The 22,005-nt window shown below is 62.4% G+C and carries 17 protein-coding genes; 7 read left to right on the top strand and 10 right to left on the bottom strand.

Annotation, left to right across the window (positions count from 1 at the left end; all coding sequences use genetic code 11):
* Window positions 1–739: 739 nt before the first annotated feature.
* From G3N98_RS18910 to G3N98_RS18890, 5 genes are all read right to left on the bottom strand, one after another.
* Window positions 740–1,783 (bottom strand): SMP-30/gluconolactonase/LRE family protein, encoded by a 1,044-nt coding sequence (locus G3N98_RS18910; RefSeq protein WP_089476483.1) that lies wholly within the window; start codon window positions 1,781–1,783, stop codon window positions 740–742.
* Window positions 1,784–2,028: 245 nt separating this feature from the next.
* Complete coding sequence (locus G3N98_RS18905; protein ID WP_206148895.1) at window positions 2,029–2,955, bottom strand: 3-keto-5-aminohexanoate cleavage protein; 927 nt, start codon at window positions 2,953–2,955, stop codon at window positions 2,029–2,031.
* A 39-nt stretch (window positions 2,956–2,994) separates the two neighbouring features.
* Complete coding sequence (locus G3N98_RS18900; protein ID WP_089476481.1) at window positions 2,995–3,801, bottom strand: cyclase family protein; 807 nt, start codon at window positions 3,799–3,801, stop codon at window positions 2,995–2,997.
* A gap of 41 nt (window positions 3,802–3,842) precedes the next feature.
* A complete protein-coding gene (locus G3N98_RS18895) occupies window positions 3,843–5,078 on the bottom strand; it encodes an MFS transporter (RefSeq protein WP_206148894.1) in 1,236 nt (411 codons plus the stop codon).
* A gap of 445 nt (window positions 5,079–5,523) precedes the next feature.
* Window positions 5,524–6,534 (bottom strand): porin, encoded by a 1,011-nt coding sequence (locus G3N98_RS18890; protein WP_089476479.1) that lies wholly within the window; start codon window positions 6,532–6,534, stop codon window positions 5,524–5,526.
* Window positions 6,535–7,041: 507 nt separating this feature from the next.
* Between G3N98_RS18890 and G3N98_RS18885 the strand changes: the two genes are divergently transcribed.
* Window positions 7,042–7,722 carry a TetR/AcrR family transcriptional regulator gene (locus G3N98_RS18885; RefSeq protein ID WP_241025972.1) on the top strand — a complete coding sequence of 227 codons (681 nt, stop codon included), beginning with the start codon at window positions 7,042–7,044 and terminating at the stop codon, window positions 7,720–7,722.
* A 249-nt stretch (window positions 7,723–7,971) separates the two neighbouring features.
* Here G3N98_RS18885 and G3N98_RS18880 read toward each other — a convergent pair whose 3' ends face one another.
* Window positions 7,972–8,307, bottom strand: coding sequence for an HNH endonuclease signature motif containing protein (locus G3N98_RS18880; protein WP_089476477.1), 336 nt, complete (start codon window positions 8,305–8,307; stop codon window positions 7,972–7,974).
* 451 nt (window positions 8,308–8,758) lie between these two features.
* Here G3N98_RS18880 and G3N98_RS18875 point away from each other — a divergent pair, with 451 nt between their 5' ends.
* The 3 genes from G3N98_RS18875 to G3N98_RS18865 all read left to right on the top strand — a co-directional run bounded on the left by G3N98_RS18875 (window position 8,759) and on the right by G3N98_RS18865 (window position 12,728).
* Window positions 8,759–10,075, top strand: a complete 1,317-nt coding sequence (locus G3N98_RS18875; RefSeq protein ID WP_241025971.1) for an MFS transporter — start codon at window positions 8,759–8,761, stop codon at window positions 10,073–10,075.
* A 149-nt stretch (window positions 10,076–10,224) separates the two neighbouring features.
* Window positions 10,225–11,280 (top strand): porin, encoded by a 1,056-nt coding sequence (locus G3N98_RS18870; protein ID WP_206148892.1) that lies wholly within the window; start codon window positions 10,225–10,227, stop codon window positions 11,278–11,280.
* Window positions 11,281–11,309: 29 nt separating this feature from the next.
* Complete coding sequence (locus tag G3N98_RS18865) at window positions 11,310–12,728, top strand: M20 family metallopeptidase (protein WP_206148891.1); 1,419 nt, start codon at window positions 11,310–11,312, stop codon at window positions 12,726–12,728.
* 27 nt (window positions 12,729–12,755) lie between these two features.
* Here the strand turns inward: G3N98_RS18865 and G3N98_RS18860 are convergent, their stop codons facing one another.
* The 3 genes from G3N98_RS18860 to G3N98_RS18850 all read right to left on the bottom strand — a co-directional run bounded on the left by G3N98_RS18860 (window position 12,756) and on the right by G3N98_RS18850 (window position 16,534).
* The gene (locus G3N98_RS18860; protein ID WP_089430039.1) at window positions 12,756–13,727 is read right to left on the bottom strand and encodes an aliphatic sulfonate ABC transporter substrate-binding protein; all 972 of its coding nucleotides are present in this window, start codon (window positions 13,725–13,727) and stop codon (window positions 12,756–12,758) included.
* Window positions 13,728–13,994: 267 nt separating this feature from the next.
* A complete protein-coding gene (locus G3N98_RS18855; RefSeq protein ID WP_089430038.1) occupies window positions 13,995–14,936 on the bottom strand; it encodes a LysR family transcriptional regulator in 942 nt (313 codons plus the stop codon).
* A 299-nt stretch (window positions 14,937–15,235) separates the two neighbouring features.
* Window positions 15,236–16,534 carry an adenylosuccinate synthase gene (locus G3N98_RS18850; RefSeq protein ID WP_206148890.1) on the bottom strand — a complete coding sequence of 433 codons (1,299 nt, stop codon included), beginning with the start codon at window positions 16,532–16,534 and terminating at the stop codon, window positions 15,236–15,238.
* A gap of 139 nt (window positions 16,535–16,673) precedes the next feature.
* Between G3N98_RS18850 and gcvA the strand changes: the two genes are divergently transcribed.
* Complete coding sequence (gcvA, locus tag G3N98_RS18845) at window positions 16,674–17,579, top strand: transcriptional regulator GcvA (RefSeq protein ID WP_089476471.1); 906 nt, start codon at window positions 16,674–16,676, stop codon at window positions 17,577–17,579.
* Window positions 17,580–17,758: 179 nt separating this feature from the next.
* Here gcvA and G3N98_RS18840 read toward each other — a convergent pair whose 3' ends face one another.
* Window positions 17,759–18,067: a hypothetical protein gene (locus G3N98_RS18840; protein ID WP_046547226.1), complete on the bottom strand. Its 309-nt coding sequence runs from the start codon at window positions 18,065–18,067 to the stop codon at window positions 17,759–17,761.
* Window positions 18,068–20,357: 2,290 nt separating this feature from the next.
* Here G3N98_RS18840 and G3N98_RS18835 point away from each other — a divergent pair.
* Together G3N98_RS18835 and G3N98_RS18830 are read left to right on the top strand one after the other, a co-directional pair.
* On the top strand, window positions 20,358–20,543 hold the full coding sequence (locus G3N98_RS18835) for a hypothetical protein (RefSeq protein WP_175239065.1): 186 nt from the start codon (window positions 20,358–20,360) through the stop codon (window positions 20,541–20,543).
* 131 nt (window positions 20,544–20,674) lie between these two features.
* On the top strand, window positions 20,675–21,991 hold the full coding sequence (locus G3N98_RS18830; protein WP_039369202.1) for a replication initiation protein: 1,317 nt from the start codon (window positions 20,675–20,677) through the stop codon (window positions 21,989–21,991).
* The last annotated feature ends 14 nt before the right edge of the window (window positions 21,992–22,005 follow it).

Genomic DNA, 22,005 nt, shown 5'->3' with positions numbered 1-22,005 from the left:
TCACCCGCTAGCCAGATCAAGGACTTGGACATCTTTCCGAGAAGACTGCCTGCCTTTCGCCTCGGAGAAGATGTCCTTGGTTACGGATATCCCCGGAAAAGTTGTCTTTGGGAATGTCGCAAGCCCTGCCTGCGTGTCTCCACGAAATTTGGCGACAAGCGGTGCCGTTGAAATGCGTTTCAGCGTCCAGCGGCATCCACGACGCTTGTGCCATCAATGTGCAAATCGTGTGCGCGGGCTAATCTACCATGGAACCCGAGCAGGCCCGCGGTTCAACGCCGCGTCGCGGTTTCGACCAGTTCATGGCACCTCTGAGGGAGCCGGAAAGCGCCACGCCCACCCTCCCTGCGCGACGCTTCGCTGCCGCCCTGCATATCGATATGCAAACGCTTGCTTGCCTGGCTCCGAAAGTGCGCAAAATTACCTTGGAGACGCAATCCGGATCATCCGGGCGGCGACCGACATTTCCGGAGACGTAAATAGCGCGTTCTATTGGCATCGCAATGGACCTGCTTCGCTACGTGGGTTCGCTCAACGCTGGTGCAGGAGGGTAAAGCGCGAAGTCCACGTTGCGAGCCTGCAACGCAGCGGTCATTCTCAAGTCAAAGCCGATCTATGGCCGGCGACAGAAAACAGGGAGCGGATCTTGCTGGACGTCGTCCACGGCAAGCTCCCTGCCCCACCTCTTCAAATGCCCGTTCGATGAGCGGGCATTTCCATTTTTCGCACGACGATACGATCATCGATTACACACGGCTTGGCGCCAGTGAATCATCGGCAGACCCGCGACCGGCGACCTGAAACTCGGAATCGTCGTACCCTTCAGGCTGCCGATATATACAGTCTTCAGATCCGGACCGCCGAACGTCACGCTGGCCATCCAGGGCGCGACAGTGCCGCCGCACGCGGAGAGCGTGTCATAACTCACGGCGCGGCCGGAGTGGAATTCGGACTCGAAGCGTTCGATCGCCGGCACGTTGCAATCGTCGAACAGTGTCATCAACTCGCCTTCGGGCGTGATCGCGATCAGTCGATCCGCGAATACCATTGCGCCCCACAGGTTGCCGTGCGCGTCAAACGCGATGCCGTCGATCAGGCCACGCCCGAGATCGCGTGGCCCGAAGACTTCGCGTCCGCTCAGTGAGCCGTCGTCGGCGACGCGCAATCGACTCACGCGATTGGCCGTTGTTTCCGCGACGTACAGATACGTCTCGCTTGCATTGAAACGAATCTCGTTGGTGAACGCGAAACCGTCCGCAACGACGCGCAGCCCCTTTTCATCCAGCAATGCGATGTAGCCGTCGGCAAGGTCAGTACGGATGGCGTCGGTCCACGGATTGATGCGGGTAGAGACGGTCAGCCAGACGCGATTCTTCGAATCGCGTAGCACGAAGTTCACCTTCCCGAGCGGCATGCCGTCGATCGAATTCCGCAGAATGCGTGTGTGGCCATCGCGCGTCATTGTCTCGAGCGCATCAGTGCCGAAGTTCGCGATGAGCAAATCGCCGTTGTGTGCGAATGCGAGACCGTTCGGCAGCGTACCTCCGAGAAGGCTGGATTGCTCGCCAGCACTGAAATCGAAACGCGCACCATGCTGCTCCGTGACGAGTGTCTGCCCGCCATCGGCGCCAATGCGCATCACGCCGCCGCGCGCATCGGCGCTCCATAACGTGCCGTCGCTCTCGGCGAGAACGCATTCCGGTCGGCGCAAATCCCGGCCAACCTGCCGGATGTCAGCGCGATCCAGCGTCCAGCCGGAAAGGGGATTCGCGGCGCGGCTCATGTTCGTTCTCCGTGTGCATGCTGCTCGGTACCGCTCTCTGTTTTCGGGGTGAATTTCCATTCACCGGAACCGCGCCAAGCGGAAACAGATTCATGTGATGCATGGCCGTCGCCGATCCGAGCCGCTACGACGAACTCGCGACCGATTCCATCGATTTCACTTCGATTGGCACTCCGTCCCGACACGAAGCTGACGGACGGATTCCAAACAGGGTCAGTCGGGAAAAATTCGTTCACTGCTGCCTCTCAAAAATTGACCTTGTCCCGCCCTTTCAGGCCCAACATCGCACGCGCCTCGTCCGGCGTGGCAATTTCCAGCCCCAGTTCGGTCAGGATGCGGCTGATCTTCGCTACCTGCTCGGCGTTCGACGTGGCGAGCCGGCCTCGTCCCATGAACAGGTTGTCCTCCAGGCCGACGCGCACGTTGGCGCCCATGACCGCGCCCATCGTCACGAACGGCATTTGCTGGCGGCCTGCGGCGAACAGCGACCAGACGTAGTCTTTGCCGAAAAGGCGATCGGCCGTCTGCTTCATCAGCAGCACGTTTTCCGGGTCGGCACCGATGCCGCCCATCACGCCGAACACAGACTGGATGAGGAATGGCGGCTTGACCAGGCCAATCTCGACGAAATAGGCCAGGTTATACAGGTGGCCAATGTCGTAGCACTCGAACTCGAACCTGGTGCCATGCGTCTTACCCAGCGTTTCCAGGATGTAGCGGATGTCACGAAAGGTGTTGCGGAAGATCCCGTCCTCCGTATTCTTCAGATAGGGCACCTCCCAGTCATGCTTCCACTCGCGGCTTTTTTCGGCCATGCGGAACATCGCGAAGTTGATCGACCCCATGTTCAGCGAAGCCATCTCCGACGAGGCGCGCAGTGCGCCTTCGAGTCGCTGCTCGAGCGTCATCGTCACGCTGCCGCCCGTGGTGATGTTGAGCACGGCATCCGTCTGCTCGGCGATGCGCGGCAGGAACTGCATGTATACGTCGGCCGACGATGAAGGGCTGCCGTCGACGGGGTTGCGCGCGTGCAGGTGAATGATGGCTGCGCCCGCCTGCGCGGCGGCGATGCTGTGCTCGGTGATCTGGTCCGGCGTGCAGGGCAGGTACGGCGACATCGTGGGCGTGTGCACGGAGCCGGTGATCGCGCAACTGATGATGGTCTTGCTCATGAGTGTTCCTCGTCGTGTGGTGGAGGGAAGGTGAATGGATCAGGCGGCTGCGGTCAGCCTGTCGTCGAAGATTGCGACTGCGCGCGTCCAACCGGCCGAGGCGTTACGGATCTTGTGTGGGAAGCAACTGATGAAGAAGCCGTCCGGTGGCAGCGCCTCCAGGTTGTGCAACTTCTCCAGGTGGCAGTAGCCGATGTCGCGGCCCGCCTTGTGGCCCTCCCAGATCAATCCGGCGTCGCGGCTCTCGGCATATTTTTCGGCGGTATGGACGAAGGGCGCGTCCCAACTCCACGCGTCGGTGCCGGTCAGGCGTACGCCGCGCTCGAGCAAATACATGGTGGCGTCGTAGCCCATGCCGCAGCCGGCCGACACGTAGTCGTTGTTGCCATAGCGACTGCCGGCACGAGTGTTGACGACCACGATCTCCAGCGGCTGCAACGTGTGGCCGATGCGCTTGAGTTCCGCATCGACGTCGGCGGCGTTGACCACGTAGCCATCGGCGAAGTGGCAAAAGTCCAGCTTCACGCCGGGCTGGAAGCACCACTCCAGCGGCACTTCGTCGATGGTCCACGCGCGTTTCTTCTCGCCCAGCGCCTTGTCCATCGTGCTGTGGAAGTGAAAGGGTGCGTCCAGGTGCGTGCCGTTGTGGGTGGAAAGCGTGACCTTCTCCACGGCCCAGCCCTCGCCGTCGGGCAGGTCCTCCTTCTTCAAGCCCGGAAAGAACGGTTCGATCTGGTCGACCGTGTGCTCATGGGTGAAGTACTGAATCTCGGGCCTGAAGGCCGGCGGATCGGAGACGATGTCATTTTCCAGGTAGATGGACAGATCAACGAATCGACGTGTCATAAAGATCCCTGTTCTTGAAGTACAAGTAGATTCGGCAGGATTCAATGCGCGGTGACGGCTTCTTCCGCGGAAAGCGCTTCTCCGGTCGGCAGCATCAGGACGGCCACGGCAGCCACCACGAACACGCCACCGCACACGGCAATGCTCGGGCCAAAGCCGAAGGCGCTGGACATCGAGCCCAACAGCAGAGGCGCGAATGCAGAAAAGCCGCGTCCCACGTTGAAGCAGAATCCCGTGCCTGTAGCGCGTACCTGGGTCGGAAACAGTTCCGCGAAATACGAGCCCATCAGCCCCGCGAAGGCCATGAAGAAGGCGAACACCGGGCCCAGCAACAGCAGGACCGTCCGGTCGGTGGCCTGGACATAGAAGGGCAGCAGCAGGCCGGTGCAGATCAGAGAAACTAGCAAGGCCTTTTTCTTGCCGATGCGGTCCGCGATGTAGCCGAAAACGTTGTAGCCAATGAACATGCCGACGTTGAGCAGGGCCAGGAAACGCGCCATCGTGCCCATTTCCAGTCCGCGCTCCTTCACCAGGAAAGTCGGCAGCCACGTGCTGGCGCCCCAGTACGCGGCAAGCGCGAGCGCCGACGTCAACGTTCCCAGTAACGTCACCCGCAGAAGGCCCGGGGCGAACAGTGACGCCACGCCACTGCCGTTGCCAGGGTGGTTCGGGCCGCTACCCTTGTGCTGCTGCTTCGCCTTCCACGCTTCGGACTCGGGCACTCGCAACCAAACGTAGGCCATGGCGATCGAGACTGCTGCACCGCAGACGAAGAACAGCACGCGCCAGCCGTGGGTCGGGATGACATAGGCAGCCGCGGCCGAGGCGACGACTGCGCCGATGGAAAACGAACTCAGCACAAAGGATGTGGCTCGCGCGCGTTGGTCCGTCGGCCATGTCTCGTTCACGTGCGATGCGGCAAGGCTCCAGACGCTGCCCAGACCCAATCCTGAGAGAAAGCGCAGTACGAGCACTTCGCGCCAATCTGTCGCTGCGGCAATCGCCATCGTGAGCAAGCCGAAGCTCCCGAGCGACAGCAACAGCACGCTGCGGCGCCCCCACCGGTCGGCCACGGGGCCCATGACCAGGCCGCTAATGCCGACACCGAGCAAGGTTGCAGTGACCAGCATCCCAGCTTGTGCCGGGCCGATCTGTAGCGATGCCCTGATTGCCGGCATCGCAATCGCCAGGATGATGATGTCCACGGCGTCGAACATGTAGCTCAAAAAGTATCCGATCAGCACGCGCCATTTCAGGTTGGGTGCGGAGTGAAGCATGGTGGTTGTCTCCTGGAGCCGCCGCCTTACGGCGTTGACTGTACAGTCGTACAGTTTTGTTTACGCCACGAACTATACGTCCAGTCAGTCGGTAATTTTCCTAGGGGAAACCACGAGATGCTGCCGCTCTCTAGGCCCCCCTCTCTTTGATAAATGGTCATGCCCGCACGACGTCAGATGAGCCCCGTTGCGACAAGGACGTGTGATCCGATGTCAGGCACGGCAAAATCGCTGCTTTCGAACGCCCGCGACAATGACCTGCCCGTGTGTCTGCCCAAGACATCGTTGTGCGGCATCGGCGTTGCAGCCCGGTTCGCTCACGTACAATCCGCGCCCGCATCGGACATCCAGGCGCAGGAAGGTCCACGCTTCACATTCGACAGCAACGCTTAAAATCAGTAATGCGAAATATATCGAGTGCAACCACTCGACATCAGCGCGCCTGTCAGAAGCGGTGACGAAGCCCGACTCCGAAGGTGTTGCCGGTGCCTGCGGTGCTGAGCTTGTCGTACAGGTAGCTCAGATAGGTGTCGGTGCGCTTGGAAAGTGGATAGTTGTAAGTCAGGCCAGCGGTGTCGCGGTGCTGATGCGTCGTCGCCGCGGACAAGTCCGTACGAGCCCAGGAGGCACCGATGCTCGAGACGCCAATTGGAATTGAGAAACCGGTTTGCCATGTTTTGGTTGAGCGCCCCGAGGGATAAGTCAGCGTGCGGTCGAACGACGCAGACAGCGACAGGTATTGGAACTTGTAGGTGACACCGACAAAGTAGACGTTCTGATGCGAGGTCACCGGGGTGAAGCCGGGCCCATACCCCGTCCGCTGCGCAACGGCGGACGCATAAAGCGGCCCCTGATCGTAGACAACGGCCGCGGAGATATCGTGCGCGCCACTCCCGGGGATGCCGTATTGCACCGTGACCTTCGTGCCGGCTATGGCGGGCGACTCATAGGAAACAGCGCTGTCCCAACTGGTATCACCGGCCACTGCTCGCCCGAAGTCGGCTATCCAAGTCTGGACCATGAGCGGGCTAAAGCGCGTGGACCCACCCAATGAATTCGTTCGGGCAGTGATGAAGAAAAGAGGATTGATTAGCCGCCCCGCTCGGATTTCACCCCATTGACCCGACAGCCCGACATAGGTGTTTCGTGAATATGCGTTGTCCCCTGCGAACCGACCGGACTGCCCGGAATTCAAGAGCAGGTAGCCCTCTACGGCAAAGTTGGCGCGGAGACCGCCGCCGAGATCTTCAGAGCCCCGGATGCCGTAGAAGGAGGTCGTTTGACCGCCACTCAGCATCGCCAGACTGCTACCGCTTGCGCCACTTGGTTTGAAGGATCCGACGACAGCATCGAGAATCCCGTAGAGCTGCACCGAAGACTGCTGTGCTATCGCCGCAGTAGAAATGCAGCTGCCAAGAAGGAATGCGGCTCTCTTAAATTTCGCAATCCTGATCATAATGTTGTCTCCTATTCCAATATGTCCGTTGAGTCAGACTATGGCGCCCGGGCGGCTGTCGATTGTTTTGTTGGTCAATCCCGGCCCACTATCGCAATGGTTTGCTTGAAGCCAGCGGCCGTCACCCGAAGCTTGGGAGACGGGCGGGGGAAGGTCTTCGCGCCACGCTTCTCGGGGGCTTTGAAATTCCCACGGTCGCCTTGCGCGCTTTCGAGCGCTGGCTTGATACCCGTCACGAATGGAAAGGCACGAGCCGGGTACGGATCGCACCGGATGTCGGGCACGAGTCAAAGACCTTGCTTCTCGTGAAAGCACCGGCCAAAAAGAATGCTGCGTCGGGAAATTCATCGTCCCATGATCAGCACGGAGCTGACTGTACGTATGTCTAGTTTTTAGTGTCACGTAGGATTAATACCTATGTGGCGGGTGTGCCCACCGCCTGACTGAGCGTTCGTTTTCTACGCTGCAGTACAATCGAAGCCGATAGCAATAATGGGACAAATACGTATGACTCAGACGACGTCGCGCGATACGCAACGTGGGCGTGGCAAATCCGACAAGAAGCCGGAAATAGACAAGCGGGAACGCGCGATTCTTGCGGCCGAGCGGCTTTTCGCTCGCGAGGGATATCACGGAGTTTCAATGCGTGATATAGCAAAGGAAGCAGAAGTAGGTCTTCCGCTTATTGTCTACCACTTCGAAACGAAGCTTGGACTGTATAAATCAATTTTTGAATACAGAAAGGGACTGGTTGAAGAGCGTCTGGCTCAGCTTGAGCAAATCTCCGATTTCGATCAACCCGACATCTTGCTGAAAATCGCGATGGCCTGGGTATCGCCGATCGTTATGAGCTATGCAACTCCAGAGGGCCGGGAGTATGCGCAACTCGTTGCGCGAGAGGCATCTGATCCGCAGGAGGCAACGCGCGGCATCGTTGAAGAATATTACGACCCACTTGCCAAAGCATACATCTCGGCACTGCGACGAGCGTTGCCAAAGGCCTCGGAAGAGTACCTGTGCTGGAGTTACTTGTTTGCGGTTGGCGCGCTTGTTATGGGCGCATTCGATCATCGAATTGGACGGCTTTCTGAAAATAAAATTGAAGAAACCGATGTTGAGACAAAGACAAAAATGCTTGCCACATTCATTTCCAATGGAATTGGAGGCGGCGCAGATCAGTTCAAATGATTGGCAGCCTATGAATTGGTTGGAAACGTCGGTCGTACTGCACTACTCGCGCAGCATGCTCGTGCCGTCACACTTTCGGCGCGAGCGACTGTCTTAAAAGGCGAGATTGGGAATATGCCGCTGTCGTATCCGGACGCTCGACCGGTAAGAGGCCGACCTCAGTCCGCCATCGCCGAAAACCCTGAAGACGGCGGTACTTGGCCTGATATTTCCTCATACCCTTCGTGATCTTTTTCGAGTCCGCGATCTTCATACCCGCTTGACTGCGACCACCTGCTTCGTCCGTAGCGCCAGATCGTTACTCGTAAGCATCATCCCATCGTCGGCGAACGAGATTAGGCCTTGGTCGAAGAGCCTGTCGATGGGGGAGGACAGCAGCAGACCGTGACCAACGTCCGTCTTTGCCGTCGGGTTGGACCGTGCCCGCCGGTAGATGTGTGACGCAATCAACAGTCCACGGCGGCCATCGCAGTCGTGATCCGCGACGGCGCACTTGCCTTCGCAATGCTGATCCACGGGGTCACGGAATTCGACGTGATTCTTCCGCACCCAGACGAGGCGTTCCACCATCATGCCTTCCGGCATGGATATAACGGTGGCGTTCGGCCCGTTCGATACGGACTCCCGATCGTCGGGAGCTCCCGCCCTTGCCTCGCCAGTTCTCCGATTCTGCACCCACGCCTGCCCTGCTTCTCAAGTTCCTACATGGCTTTGCCGACGACATCATGAGGCCGGTCGCGCGGGACGAGCAGGTTCATATCGACTATCTGACGTCCGCGCAGTTCGCCCGGGACCTGCGACACGCCACGTCTTCTTCAAAGACGACTGATTGAGACTGCGGACATCTTTTCTGCAAGACAACGACCCGAATGGAACGAGGCAGACGAAAGGCATCAGGGGATAAGCAAATGTTATCAGGATAAAAATTTGCGCGTATCGCGATGTTTTGCCCGGTTTTAACATGCGGCCAGCTCTCGCAGGATGCCTGACGATCCATGCGGCGCTCACGATACCGATACCCATGGAGACAACCCCGATGCAAGACGCCGCCACGCCGCTCATCGACGCGCCGCCGGCCCCGCGCCGCCGCTCGGCGCAGACCCGGACGATCATCGCCACCTCGGCCGGCAACGCGCTCGAGATGTTCGACTTCACCGTGTTCAGCTACTTCGCCGCGCTGATCGGCAAGACCTTCTTTCCGGTCGATTCGGGCGCCGGCCCGTTGCTGCTCGCGATGGCGACGTTCGGCGTCGGCTTCGTGATGCGCCCGCTCGGTGGCGTGCTGATCGGCAACTACGCCGATCGCGCGGGCCGGCGCGCGGCGCTGACGCTGACGATCCAGCTGATGATCGCGGGCACCGCGCTGATCGCGCTGACGCCGTCCTATGCACGCATCGGCGTCATCGCACCGGTACTGGTCGTGATCGGCCGGCTGCTGCAGGGCCTGTCGGCCGGCGGTGAAATCGGTGCGTCGACCACGTTCCTGATGGAATCGGGCCCGCTGTCCGGCCGCGGATTCATGGTGAGCTGGCAAATGATCAGCCAGGGCGTCGCGGCGCTGCTCGGCGCGCTCAGCGGTGCGCTGCTGTCGGCCGTGCTGTCGGCGGACGCGCTCGAAAGCTGGGGCTGGCGCGTGCCGTTCCTGCTCGGCCTGCTGCTCGGCCCGGTCGGCTTCTACATCCGCCGGCATCTCGACGAAACGCATGTGTCGATGCGTGACGCCGACGGCAGCGCGGTACGCGAAGTGTTCACGCGCTACCTCGGCCGCGTCGTGCTCGGCACGCTGATGATCATCGGCGGCACGTCGACGCTCTACATCTTCGTGTTCTACATGCCGGCCTATGCGGTACGCACGCTTCACCTGCCGATGGCGACGTCGCTGCTGGCGGGCTGCGCGTCGGGGCTGGCGATGATCGTCGCCGCGCTCGTGTCGGGCCTGTGGATCATCGATCGCCTGCCGCGCCGCAAGCCGCTGATCGCCGTCACGTGGCTGCTGTCGCTCGCGTGCGTGTATCCCGCCTTCCGGCTGCTGATCGCCGCGCCGTCGGCGGGGCTGATGGTCGCGATCGTCACTGTCGTGATGGCCTTCGCCACTGCAGGCAGTTCCGCATTCCTGCTGCTGATCATGGAGGCGTTCCCGCCGCGCGTGCGCGCCACCGCGCTCGCGACGATCTACAGCTTCGGCGTGACGATCTTCGGCGGCTTCGCGCAGTTCAACGTCACGTGGCTGCTGCATCGCACCGGCGACCCGATGTCGCCCGCTTGGTACGTGCTCGCGTGCGGCGCCGTCAGCATGATCGCGCTGTGGCGCTTCCGCGAACGCCCGGCCGATTCGCATCACGACGGCCGCTGAGCGGCGCACCGCTTCATTCACGGCGACGCCGGACACCGGCCGCGCCCCCCTCAATCAGACAACAGAATCCGCGACGTCGACGCGTGCGCGGGCGGGCCCCTGCAAGCCTGCGATTCGCGCGCCGACGATCGCGACATCACGAGACAAACGTGCGCAATTCAACCCTGATGGCCGCGTGCTGCGCGGCAACCTGCATGTGGGCCGCGCCGGCCCGCGCCAACGTACAGATCTACGGCGCGCTCGACAGCTTCCTGCAATACGCGCGCATCGGCAGCCAGACGAGCGTCGGCCTGATGAGCGGCGGTGCATCGACGTCGCGCTTCGGCTTCATCGGCAGCGAGGATCTCGGCGGCGGCCTGCGCGCGAGCTTCCGCCTCGAAAGCGGCTTCGACCTGATGTCCGGCCGCCCGCAAAGCGCGGCATCGTTCTACAACCGCGAAGCCAACGTGGCGATCGGCTCCGCGGACTGGGGGACGATCAAGCTCGGCAAGCAGTATCCGGCGATCGTGCCGGAAGCGGCCGATCCGTTTTATCTCGTCGGCCAGTTGTCGCCGTTCGCCAGCACCGCGCTGATCGGCAGCGATCTCGGGCGCGGTGCCGCTTCGCTGCCCGGGCGCATCGAGAACGCGATCAGCTACAAGACGCCGACCTACGGCGGGCTCGACGTCACCGTGCTCTACGCGTTCCGCAACGCGGCAGGCGCGAGCCCGATCGCCAGCAACGCAGGTGCCGTCGCCAATTTCGCGCGTGGCCCGGTAATGCTGAGCGGTGCGTACAACGCGATGTGGGCCGCCACGTCGTCAACGCCGGGCGGCGCTCCGGACGGTGCGCGCACCGACTCGGTGATGGCCAGCGCGTCGTATGCGTTCGGCCCGACGCTCGCGTCGTTCGCGTACACGCTGATGCGCCCCACCGCGCCCGGCACGCTCGTCGCGCAGGTCTATTCGCTCGGCGCGATCTGGCAGCGCGGCCCGCACGCGATCCGCGCCGACCTCGCGTATCGCACGATCGCCGGCCAGGCGAGCCATGCGCTCGGTGCGCTGCTCGGCTACGACTACCAGTTTTCGAAACTCACCGGTGTGTACATACGGCTCGGCGGCTTCAGGAACACCGGACAGTCAGCGCTGTCGTTCGGCTCCGCGCCCATATTCGCGCCCGGCATGAGCAGCACCGTCTTCGCCCTTGGCCTCCGGCAGAAATTCTGACCGCGCCAGTCTCTTCACAGGAGCAATTCATGACTTCACTCGCCCTCGATTTCATCGACAGCCAGCGTGCGCAATTCACCGAGCTGTCCGACCGGATCTGGAACCTCGCCGAGTTGCGCTACGAGGAATTCGCGTCGACCGACCTGCACATCCGGATGCTGGAAGAAGCCGGCTTTCGCGTGACGCGCGGCGTGGCCGACATTCCGACCGCGTTCATCGCCGAAGCCGGTCACGGCGGCCCCGTGATCGGCATCCTCGGTGAATACGATGCGCTGTCCGGACTCAGCCAGGAAGCCGGTGCATTCACCTGCCAGCCGTCGGGCGAGATCTCGAACGGCAACGGCCACGGCTGCGGCCACCATCTGCTTGGCACCGCAGCGCATCTCGCCGCGGCAGCGGTGAAGTCGCATCTCGAACGCACGGGCCAGCCCGGCACCGTGCGCTTCTACGGCTGCCCGGCCGAGGAAGGCGGATCCGGCAAGACGTTCATGGCACGTGCCGGCGTGTTCGACGATCTCGACGCCGCACTGTCGTGGCACCCGCACGTGTACACGGGCATCTTTCCGGCCGGTTCGCTCGCGAACATCCAGGCGTACTTCCGCTTCACGGGCAAGGCATCACACGCCGCCGCGTCGCCGCACCTCGGCCGCAGTGCACTGGATGCCGTGGAGCTGATGAACGTCGGCGTCAACTACCTGCGCGAACACATGCTGCCCGAAGCGCGCGTGCACTACGCAGTGACAAGCACGGGCGGCCTGTCGCCGAACGTGGTGCAGGCCAATGCGGAAGTGCTGTACCTCGTGCGCGCGGCCCGCAACGATCAGGCGGCCGAGCTGTTCGAGCGCGTGAAGAACGTCGCGCGCGGTGCGGCGATGATGACCGATTGCCGGCTCGAGATCGTGTTCGACAAAGCCTGCTCGAACCTGCTGGAAAATGCCGTGCTGAACCAGGTCATGTACCGGCATCTGCAGTCGATCGGCACCGCCGGCTTCGACGCGGACGACGCAGCGCTCGCCGATGCGTATCAGCGCCAGACGCTCACTGCTCAGGATATCGAAACGTCGTCACGTTCGCTGAACCAGGCGTGGCGCGATCCGAAGGCGTTGTTCGACGGGATCGATCCGTACGAGCCCGGCAAGGGCCGCCCGATCTGCGGATCGACCGACGTCGGCGACGTGAGCTGGGTCACGCCGACCGCGCAATGCCATACGAGCTGCTACGCATTCGGCACGCCGCCGCACTCGTGGCAGTGGGTCGCGCAAGGCAAGACACCGCTTGCACACAAGGGGATGCTGCTGGCAGCGAAGACGATGGCCGCGACCGCGATCGACCTGTTCGGCGCGCCGGACACGCTTGCGCAGGCGAAGGCGGAACTGCTCGAGCGGCGTGGCGGCCGGCCGTACGTGTGCCCGATTCCGGACGATGTGGCGCTGCCGTTCCGCCGCTGAGCCCGACATTCCGGGCCGGCTGCGCGGTCACGCGAGTGCAGGTGGCGCGGCCAGACTGACGTCGACGCGCTTCGGCAGGACGCCAGTCTGGTAGAACACATCGGCGATGCGCTGCTGATACGCGAGCGTGTCACGCGTGACGGGCTCGACACCGAAGCGCGCGCGGCGAAATGCGAGCGCCACCGCAGGCTCCGGAATCCCCCACAGCTTCGAGAACTCGGCCGCACCCTGCGCGCGGTTCGCATCAAGCCATCGCTGGACCGTCGTCAACTCCGACACGGCCGCGTCCAGCACGTCGGCATTACGCTGCGCATAGGTGCGCGACGCAAAGTAATAGCTGCGATTCTCGACGAGCCCGGTGCCGTCCGCGACGATGCGCGCGCCGAACGCCTGCTGGACCACCGCGAGAAACGGATCCCAGATGATCCATGCATCGACCGAGCGGTTCTCGAACGCGGCCCGCGCGTCGGACGGCGACAACCAGACTGGCGAAATGTCGGTGTAATTGAGCTTCGCGGACTGCAGCAGCCGGACCAGCAGGAAGTGCGTGTTCGATCCCTTCACCAGCGCGATGCGCTTGCCACGCAGGTCCGCGAAGGTCTTCACCGGCGAATCCTTCGCAACTATCAATGCCTCGGCCGCGGGGCCGGCCGGCGTTTGCGCGTAATAGACGAGCGGCGCGCCGGCCGCGAGCGCGAAGATCGGCGGTGCCTCACCGACATCGCCGAAGTCGATCGATCCCGCGTTCAGTGCCTCGAGCTGCGGCGGCCCCGACGGAAACTCGGTCCACGTGACGGTCACGCCGAGTGTCGCAAGCTTGCTCTGCAGCGTACCGCGTGCCTTCAACAGGCTGAGCGGCCCTTTCTGATAGCCGATGCGCAACGTACGCGCTCCGGCGGTGCTCGCCAGCGCGAAGCCCGGATGCGCGGCGGCGCCCGCCGCGATCGCCAGGCCGGCATGCAGGAGCCGGCGGCGGGTTGTCGAGTGTTGGTCTGCCATGTCGTATCGGGTTCGATGAAGAGGATGCAGCTTCGCGCACGCATGCGATGAAGCCGGTCGAACCGATTCTAGGGGGTTGGCACCACGCACCGAACCAACGATGTTCGATATCGAAAGCAAGCGCTTTCATAAGGGCACGCCGGTCACCCGGACGTCATTGCCCGGGTCGGTCGTGGGGATGCGGCCGATATCCGCGTCAAATACAGGACTGCGTATTATTTGCGCGATCGAAGCACAACGTCGTACTCACATGCGGAAGGTTCGACTTCAGGACTTGCAGGAAGCGGCCAGCGCAGCCTCGTCGGCAGCCAGCAACTCTGGCACGCATTCGCGCAGGAAATCGACGAACGTGCGGATCTTCGCGTCGAGATACTGACGCGACGCGTACAGCGTATAGACCGTCAGCTTCTGCAACCGGTAGTCGGGCAGCACGCGCACCAGCGCGCCGCTCGCGAGCCCGGGCAGGGCGGCCGACATCGGCAGCGAACCGATGCCGAGTCCGGCACGCAGCGCGGCGCCGAGCGCATCGGCGATGTTCACCTGGAAATCCGGCAATGGCAGTTCGAACGTTTCGCGTCCGTTGGGGCCATCGAGATGCCAACGGTCGCGCGGAAAGAGCGGCGTGACGATCTGCAGGCACGCATGCCCGTCGAGGTCGCTCACCGTGTGCGGCGTGCCGCGCGCCTTCAGGTATGCGGGTGACGCGCACAGCACGCTGCCCACTTCGCCGAGCCGCTGCGACACGAGCCCGGAATCGGGCAACTCGGTCGTGCTCAACTGCAGCGATACGTCGTAGCCTTCGTCGATGATGTCTGGCACATGCTGCGACAGCGTCAGTTCGACCGCAACCGACGGATAGCGCTCACGGTAGCGCACGACTGCGGGCACCACGTAGGACTGGCCAAAACTCGTCGTCGCGTGAACGTGCAGCCGTCCCGACGGCTTTGCCTGTGCGTCGGCCGCCTCGGCTTCCGCTTCGTCGATATAACCGAGGATGCGCTGGCAGCGGTCGAGATAGCGCTGCCCGGCGTCGGTCAGCGCGATGCGGCGCGTGCTGCGGTTGAGCAGGCGCGTGCGCAGGTGCGTTTCGAGCTGCGCGACCGACCGCGATGCGTAAGCCGTCGTGATATCCAGGCGCTGGGCTGCGCTCGTGAAGCTGCCCTCTTCCGCCACCCGGACGAAAATGCGCATCATCTGTAACGTGTCCATCGACCTGTCCCCGGGATTGAGATCACGTCGCGCCACCGCACGGCCATGGTGCCGGCAGCGCCGGCGCAGGCCGGTCTGGCGCGAATTGTGCGGAACAGTACAGCAGCAGTGCAGACGTGTCCAGTTCGCCGTATGCGGCGTGATCCGGACGCCGAATCGTGTCGCCGAGCCGCCGTGCGCACGGTGTATGGACCGCGCGCATACGCGCCCCGTCGCACCGGCACACGACCGGCATCGGATCGGCAAAAACTACCCGGCAACCCCGATGCCGCCGCGCGATTCACGGCATGTCCGACGTATCAGGCGCCGGCGGCCGCATCGAACGGATTACGCAACACGATCGTGTCGTCGCGCTCCGCGCCGGTCGTGATCATCGATACCGGTGCGCCGGCGACCGCTTCGACGCGCGCAATGAAATCCTGCGCGGCGCGCGGCAGCGCCGCACGTTCACGTACCCCCTTCACGGTGCCGCGCCAGCCGTCGAACCGCTCGTACACGGGGTTCGCGCGCGACTGCGCATCGAGGCTCGCCGGCAGATGATCGACCCGCACGCCATCGAGTTCGTAGCCGACGCACAGCTCGATCGACTCGAAACCGTCGAGCACGTCGAGCTTGGTGAGCGCCAGCGAATCGATGCCCGAGATCCTGACGGCCTGACGCAACTGCGCGGCGTCGAGCCATCCGCAGCGGCGCGGCCGGCCGGTATTCACGCCGAACTCCTGCCCGCGCGCACGCAGCGTTTCGCCGGTCGCGTCGGACAGCTCGGTGAGGAACGGGCCGCCGCCCACCCGCGTCGCATACGCCTTCGTGACGCCCAGCACGTGGCCGAGCTTCGACGCACCGAGCCCTGTACCGGCCGCCGCCGCCGAGGCAACGGTGCCGGACGACGTCACGAACGGGTACGTGCCCCAGTCGATATCCAGCATCACGGCTTGAGACCCTTCGAACAGGATGCGCTCACCGCGGTCGGTCGCGTCGTTGAGATCGGCCCAGACGGGGCGCACGAACGGCAGGATCCGCGGCGCAAGGTCGACCAGCGTCGCCAGCATCGCGTCGCGGGAATATTCGTCGAGCCCCAGGCCGCGGAACCACGCGTTGTGATGGTCGACGAGCACATCCAGTTTGGCGGCGAGCTGGCCCGGTTCCGCGAGATCGCCGACCCGCAGCCCGCGACGCCCGACCTTGTCCTCGTAGGCCGGCCCGATCCCGCGCAGCGTGGTGCCGATCGGCTCGCGGCGCAGACGCTCCTGAGCCTGGTCGATCGCGCGGTGGATCGGCAGCACCAACGTTGCGTTCTCGGCAATCGACAGGTTATCCGGCGTCACCGGCAGCCCGAGCTCGGCCATCCGCCCGATTTCCGCGAGCAGCGCTTCCGGATCGAGCGCCACGCCGTTGCCGATCACGCCGCGCTTGCCGCGCACGACACCGCTCGGCAGCAGCGCGAGCTTGTACGTCTTGCCGCCCACGACCAGCGTATGACCCGCGTTGTGGCCACCGTTGTAGCGTGCAACGAGATCGGCCTGTGCCGCCAGCCAGTCCACGACGCGCCCCTTACCTTCGTCGCCCCATTGGGCGCCCACGACCACCACGTTCGGCATGCTCCGCACTCCATGTGAGAAATTCAGACAACCGTTCGGCCGAGCCGGACGTTTGTGTGCCATATTGGCGGAGCTTGAGTACCCGATCAAACGATTAAACCTGAACCATCGTGTGAGCAAATATCACACGAACGATGCAATGGCCCGACGACTCCCTCCGCTGAATTCGCTGCGTGCGTTCGAAGCCGCCGCGCGCCTCGGCAGCTTCACGCTGGCCGCGGACGAACTGTGCGTGACCCACGGCGCGATCAGCCGGCACGTGCAACAGCTGGAAGCCTGGCTCGGGCGGCCGCTGTTCGAACGCCATAACCGGCGGGTCGAGCTGACCGATTCGGGCCGCGCGTATCTCGCCGAGGTCGGCGCGTCGTTCGACCGAATCGCGCTCGCCACCGCGCAGCATTTCGGCCACGCGCAGCAGCGCGTGTTGCGCGTAAGCGCACCCGCGACGTTTTCGTTGCGCTGGCTGGTGCCGAAGCTGTCGTCGTTCCAGGTCGCCCATCCGGCCATCGAGGTGCGGCTGTCGACGTCGAACGAGCCGATCGACAAACTGCGCGACAAGGTCGACCTGATCGTTCGCGGCGGCCCGCAGGCCATCGACGGTTACGTTGCCGAGGAATTCCTGTCCGAAGTCCGGCTGCCGGTGTGTGCGCCGAAGCTGCTGGAGGGCCGGCCGTTGCATACGCCTGCCGACCTGGCCGGCTTCACGCTGCTGCACGCTGCCACCTATCCCGGCATGTGGCCTGAATGGCTTGCGGCAGCCGGACAGCCGAATCTCGTGCCGCGCCACTCGCTCACGCTCGAGCATTTCTACCTGACGCTGCAAGGCGCGCTCGACGGGCTCGGCGTCGCGATGGGACCGATCGCGCTCGTCGCGGACGACATCGCAGAAGGTCGGCTGGTACAGCCGTTCAGCGAACCGGCACTGCCGCCGTGGCGCTACTTCACGTACGTGGCCTCGGCACGCGCGAACGACGAAGCGGTGCGGGCATTCAAGGATTGGTTGAAGGTGGCGGGAAATACGGCCGCGCCGGGCGTGCGGAACTGACTGCGTCGGTGTGCGGAGCGCGCGCGCCGAGACATACAGGAATGCGAAACAAATAACGCAAGCGCCTGGATCGCGTTTGCCTTCGTCGGTGCCGGGAATGCTGTTTTCGATGTGCGCCGCGGAGCCGCGACGCACGTGGCAAGCCGCGGATCGAACCGTGGCTTGCCGCCGGACGGCGCTTACTGACTAGCGCCGGCGGCTTTCTTCTCCGCGTTCTGCAGGTTCTGCGGATAGTTCGGATCATTGGCCGCGGGCTTGTAACCGGCGTCTTCGAGTTTCTTCAGCTCGGCGTTGTTCTTCGCACGCGCTGCCTTGTGCTCTGCCTTGCGTTGGGCCCGGGCCGCCTTGCGTGCCTGGCTCTTCGCTGCCTTCGCGTCCTGTGCCGCGGGTGCGCTGGCGTCGGTCTGCGCAAACGCAGGAACTGCCGAGCCGAACAGGAACGCGGCTGCGGTAGCAGCCAGCGTGAGTTTTCTGATCTGGATTTGCATCGCTGAACTCTCTTATCTGGTTTATCACGGATTGAAAGACCATCGAGATACCGCCCCTGCCCCGATCGGTTGTCATGCCGCGTTCGGGACCTGTGCATCATAACCGCGCCGCGAAAAATGTGGCGCCAACGTGAGAACGGAATTGGGGATACACGTATGGGAGAAAACGTGGATGCCGGCCGACGGTCACGGACAGGACGACCTGTGTCGCACGTATCGTTGCGTGTGCCGATCGCGCTGCGGCGGCGACAGGAAGCGGTCGATGTACCCGCGATTCAGCGACGAGGATGGGCGATGTACGCGCGGCACAGTGCGAGGTGAAATAGCCAGGACTGTTTCATAGGTGGTGTCGCCGGCATGCTCACGTCTGATGTGACTGTTATCAGGCCAGTCGCGATCACAGCATCAGCAGTCGAACTGTGTGCCGCGTTGCCGGTCGACGCGGCTCAAGCGGCGGTTCCTCCCATAAACGACCACGATTCGGTTTTGCAGCGATCAAGGCATGCACGATTGCATCGCCACGGCGCGCAGCATTCGATCCGGCAACCCATCGCCGCACTGTGATGCCGAGCGTCACCTGAACCGGTACAACGCGTCACCGCGTAGGCCTGTGGTCCGTATGACGAATGGTGTGAACACATTGCGTGCGGTGAAGACATCGGAGGCATTTACTTCACGGCTGCGCCGACGGTGCCGCACTGATGTCGCGGCGCTCGTCTGGTGACCGTGGCACGTTGGGTTGCGGTGTCGCGGCCACGCTTGTGAACCGTCCGATTCTGCTCAGGAACGCATCGCGCGACGTGCGCGAGTCACGGGCTTTTCATTTCGCAGCCTGGGTTGCCCGGCATCCCAGGCGGGTGTCGGTGCCTGCACAGCACGCCGATTCCCGGTGCCTTGCCCGGTTGGTGAGCTTTTACAGGATTCGAAACTGTCGGAAGGTGAGCATGTTCGGGATCATCGCTCGAATTCGATTACGGTGAGCTTCGTGGCCTCCCGCATCTTCACGTTGGTTCGCGGTGTGCCCTAGATCGACCCAGGAGCCGACGATGCGTGCCGGCAGTGCGGGCCAACCAATTCGTCTGCGGGAAGCCGTTCTAGGGCCTCTCCTTGCGACCGTGGCGCACAGCATCGAAATTCGGTTGCTGGCTCCAAAGGTAGAAAGTTGGACGACCACAGAGACAGCCAAGCGAACGGCATCGATTTCCTCTGTACACAGTCCACAGGCTAAATTTGACGAGAGACGCGCGCGGGCGAACGGAAAAACTTGTCCATGGACAGCGAAGCATGAGTGCAAAAAAACCCTTCGGCTGCCGTCCGGGATGATTTGAAACTGCTGTGAACGAAGCCAGAGAGATTCATGTTTCCGGATCGTTCGTCTGCTTTGCAAGTCGACAACCGGCGCCGTCGAGGTCACTGAGCTGCTTTTTTGATCCCATAAATGGGAACCTGTGCCTGGAAGCGGGGCTTTCTTCCCGTTTTTCTCCCATAGGTTTCTACTTTTCAGGCTCATGTGAGTGGGTACTCACCTCTTTCGGAAGCCTTGTCGAGCCTGGAGCCTGTGTAGAACAGGGCGCCAAGTCACTGTTTCCAGGTGTGAATCGATGGTTTGAGATGCCGGCAACACCATAGACGGCTCCCATTGGTAGCGGTTTATGGGGTTCGTCTTTCTGCGGAGACGCACGTGTGTTTACATCTTTTGTAAACCACGTTTACTTCTTTAACTACTTTTAGACGGCTCTCAGCCTTACCTGACAAGGGTTTGATGGGTGTTCGGTACCCATTTATGGGAGCACAGGTGTAAGGGATTGGGAGTAAAGGTCTGTGGATTTGGGGATTCGGGTACCCCGTTGTGGGGAAGCGGGGTTGTGGATATGGGGCAAGCGTACCCGGTTATGGGAAATCGGCCCGGAAACGCATTGGGTAGCCGTCTATGGGGATGCTGGTAGGTAGCCTTTTATGGGGCGCCTTTCGGGATCCGTGGACCGCCGCGTCGCACAGTGATTTTTCTCGGGTAGCCGGTTATGGGGCACCTCAAAGGTAGCCAGTTATGGGTCACATTTGGGACTGCTCGATTGCCTTTCTCCAGGATTTCCCGGGGCTGGCTCCCATGGACAGGATCGACGGGATCGACAGGTAACCTTTTATGGGGAAAGCAATGGGTTGCCGTTTATGGGGGCGATGGTTGCCTTCAGCGCTGAAATCAGCGCTGCCAACGCGGCCGGAGCCTGTCGAAAGGTACCCTCCTGTGGGAATCGGTGAAGGTAGCAAGTTATGGGAGGAAAGCCGGTCTGTGCTGCAGGGCACCACGAATTTCCCCAATGATCCCGATTCTCCTCATTTGCTTCCCATGGATGGTTACCTTGCCAAGGGCAAATCCCATGCCGGGTTTCCACGTCCGGGCATGAAAGGTAGCGGCTTGTGGGAAGCATTTTTGTCGAAAGGTAGCTGGATATGGGGTTCCGCACCGATCTTCTGATTGTGAATTTTCCTTTTATATCTGCAGGTTAGCGGAGATAGTGCAAGTAAAGCCGGAACAAGAACGTTGCTCCGCGGCGCGAAAAGGTATAAAGTCCGCTCTCAACAAGGTCACCTTATCCGGACATTACGATGCCGCGCAAGCCCGCAAGCAAAGGCTCAGACAAACAGGTTTCACTGTTTCAGACACCCGAGCCTCCCGACTTGCTGCGCAAGGCGGTCCAGGCGATTCATATCGCGCCGAAGTCCGGAAAGATCGGCCTGCAGCAGCGCAAGATGTTCAGCTCGCTGATCAAGAACGCGCTTCGACAGGAGGCGTTCGAGCCAGGCCGGACGAGCTTCTCGATTTCGCTTGCGTCGCTTTCGCACGAGAGCGGGTTGAACAGCAACAATACGAAGTACGTGAAGGACACGGTCAACTCGCTGATCAGTACCGTCGTCAACTGGGACTATCTGGCCGCGGATCGGTCGACCGTCTGGAAAGCGTCGGGCCTGCTCGCCGGCGCGGAGCTCGAGCAATCGGTGCTGAAGTACAGCTTCTCCGACCAGATTCGCAGCGAGTTGCTCAACCCCGAGATCTACGCACTGATCGATATGCGGATCGCCCGCGAGTTCCGGCGGTCGCACTCGCTCGCGTTGTGGGAAAACACGGTGCGCTACGAGGGGATCGGCATCACCGCGAAGATCCCGCTGCCGAAATTTCGTGACCTCATTCTCGGCCAGGACAAGGCGTCGCAGTCGTACAAGGAATACAAGCTGTTCAAGAGCAAGGTCCTGGTGCCGTGCATTCAGGAGGTGAACGAAGTTTCGGATCACACGCTCGAGTTGATCGAACACAAGTCCGGCCGGAGCGTGGAGGCGGTTCAGTTCAAGGTGACGCGCAAGCAGAGCACCGATACGGTGGAGGATGGCGACGTCAAGAACGAAGCGCTGGTCGAGGAGGTTGCCAAGTTCGGCATCCCGCGCTCGGAAGCGCGCCGGCTGATCACGCAATATGGCGTGCAGCGCATCAAGGCGGCGATTGCCTATACGCTCAATCGGACTACGAAGAAGAATGCGGCCCCGGTCGACAACGTGGCCGCGTATTTCCGCAAGGCGCTGACGCACGGCTACACGCTGTCCGACGGGCAGGGAACGGAAGCGGCGGCCCCGGCCAAGGAATCCGCGCAGAGCAAGCAGGAACAGATTCGCGACAAATATCTGGCGGCGAAGGTCGAGGAAGCCGGCGCGTATTTCCGCGAACTGGAGATCGACGACCAGACCAAGCTGATCGAGCGTTACAACGAGACGGTGGCAGGCTCGAAGGACCTGACGCTGTCGCCGAAGAAGAAGGCGAGCAAGCTCGCGCAGACCAGCTTCTTCCGATGGCTCGCACTGGATACGTGGGGCGAACCGACCTCGGACGACTTGCTGGAATTCCTGCTGAAAAGCAGTCTCGCCGGCAACTGAACGAAGGCCTCGCA

The organism is Burkholderia sp. Tr-20390 (assembly GCF_017104595.1).
Lineage (GTDB): Bacteria > Pseudomonadota > Gammaproteobacteria > Burkholderiales > Burkholderiaceae > Burkholderia.
Note: the sequence above shows the minus strand (reverse complement) of the source record. Positions and strands in the feature narration are given on the sequence as shown.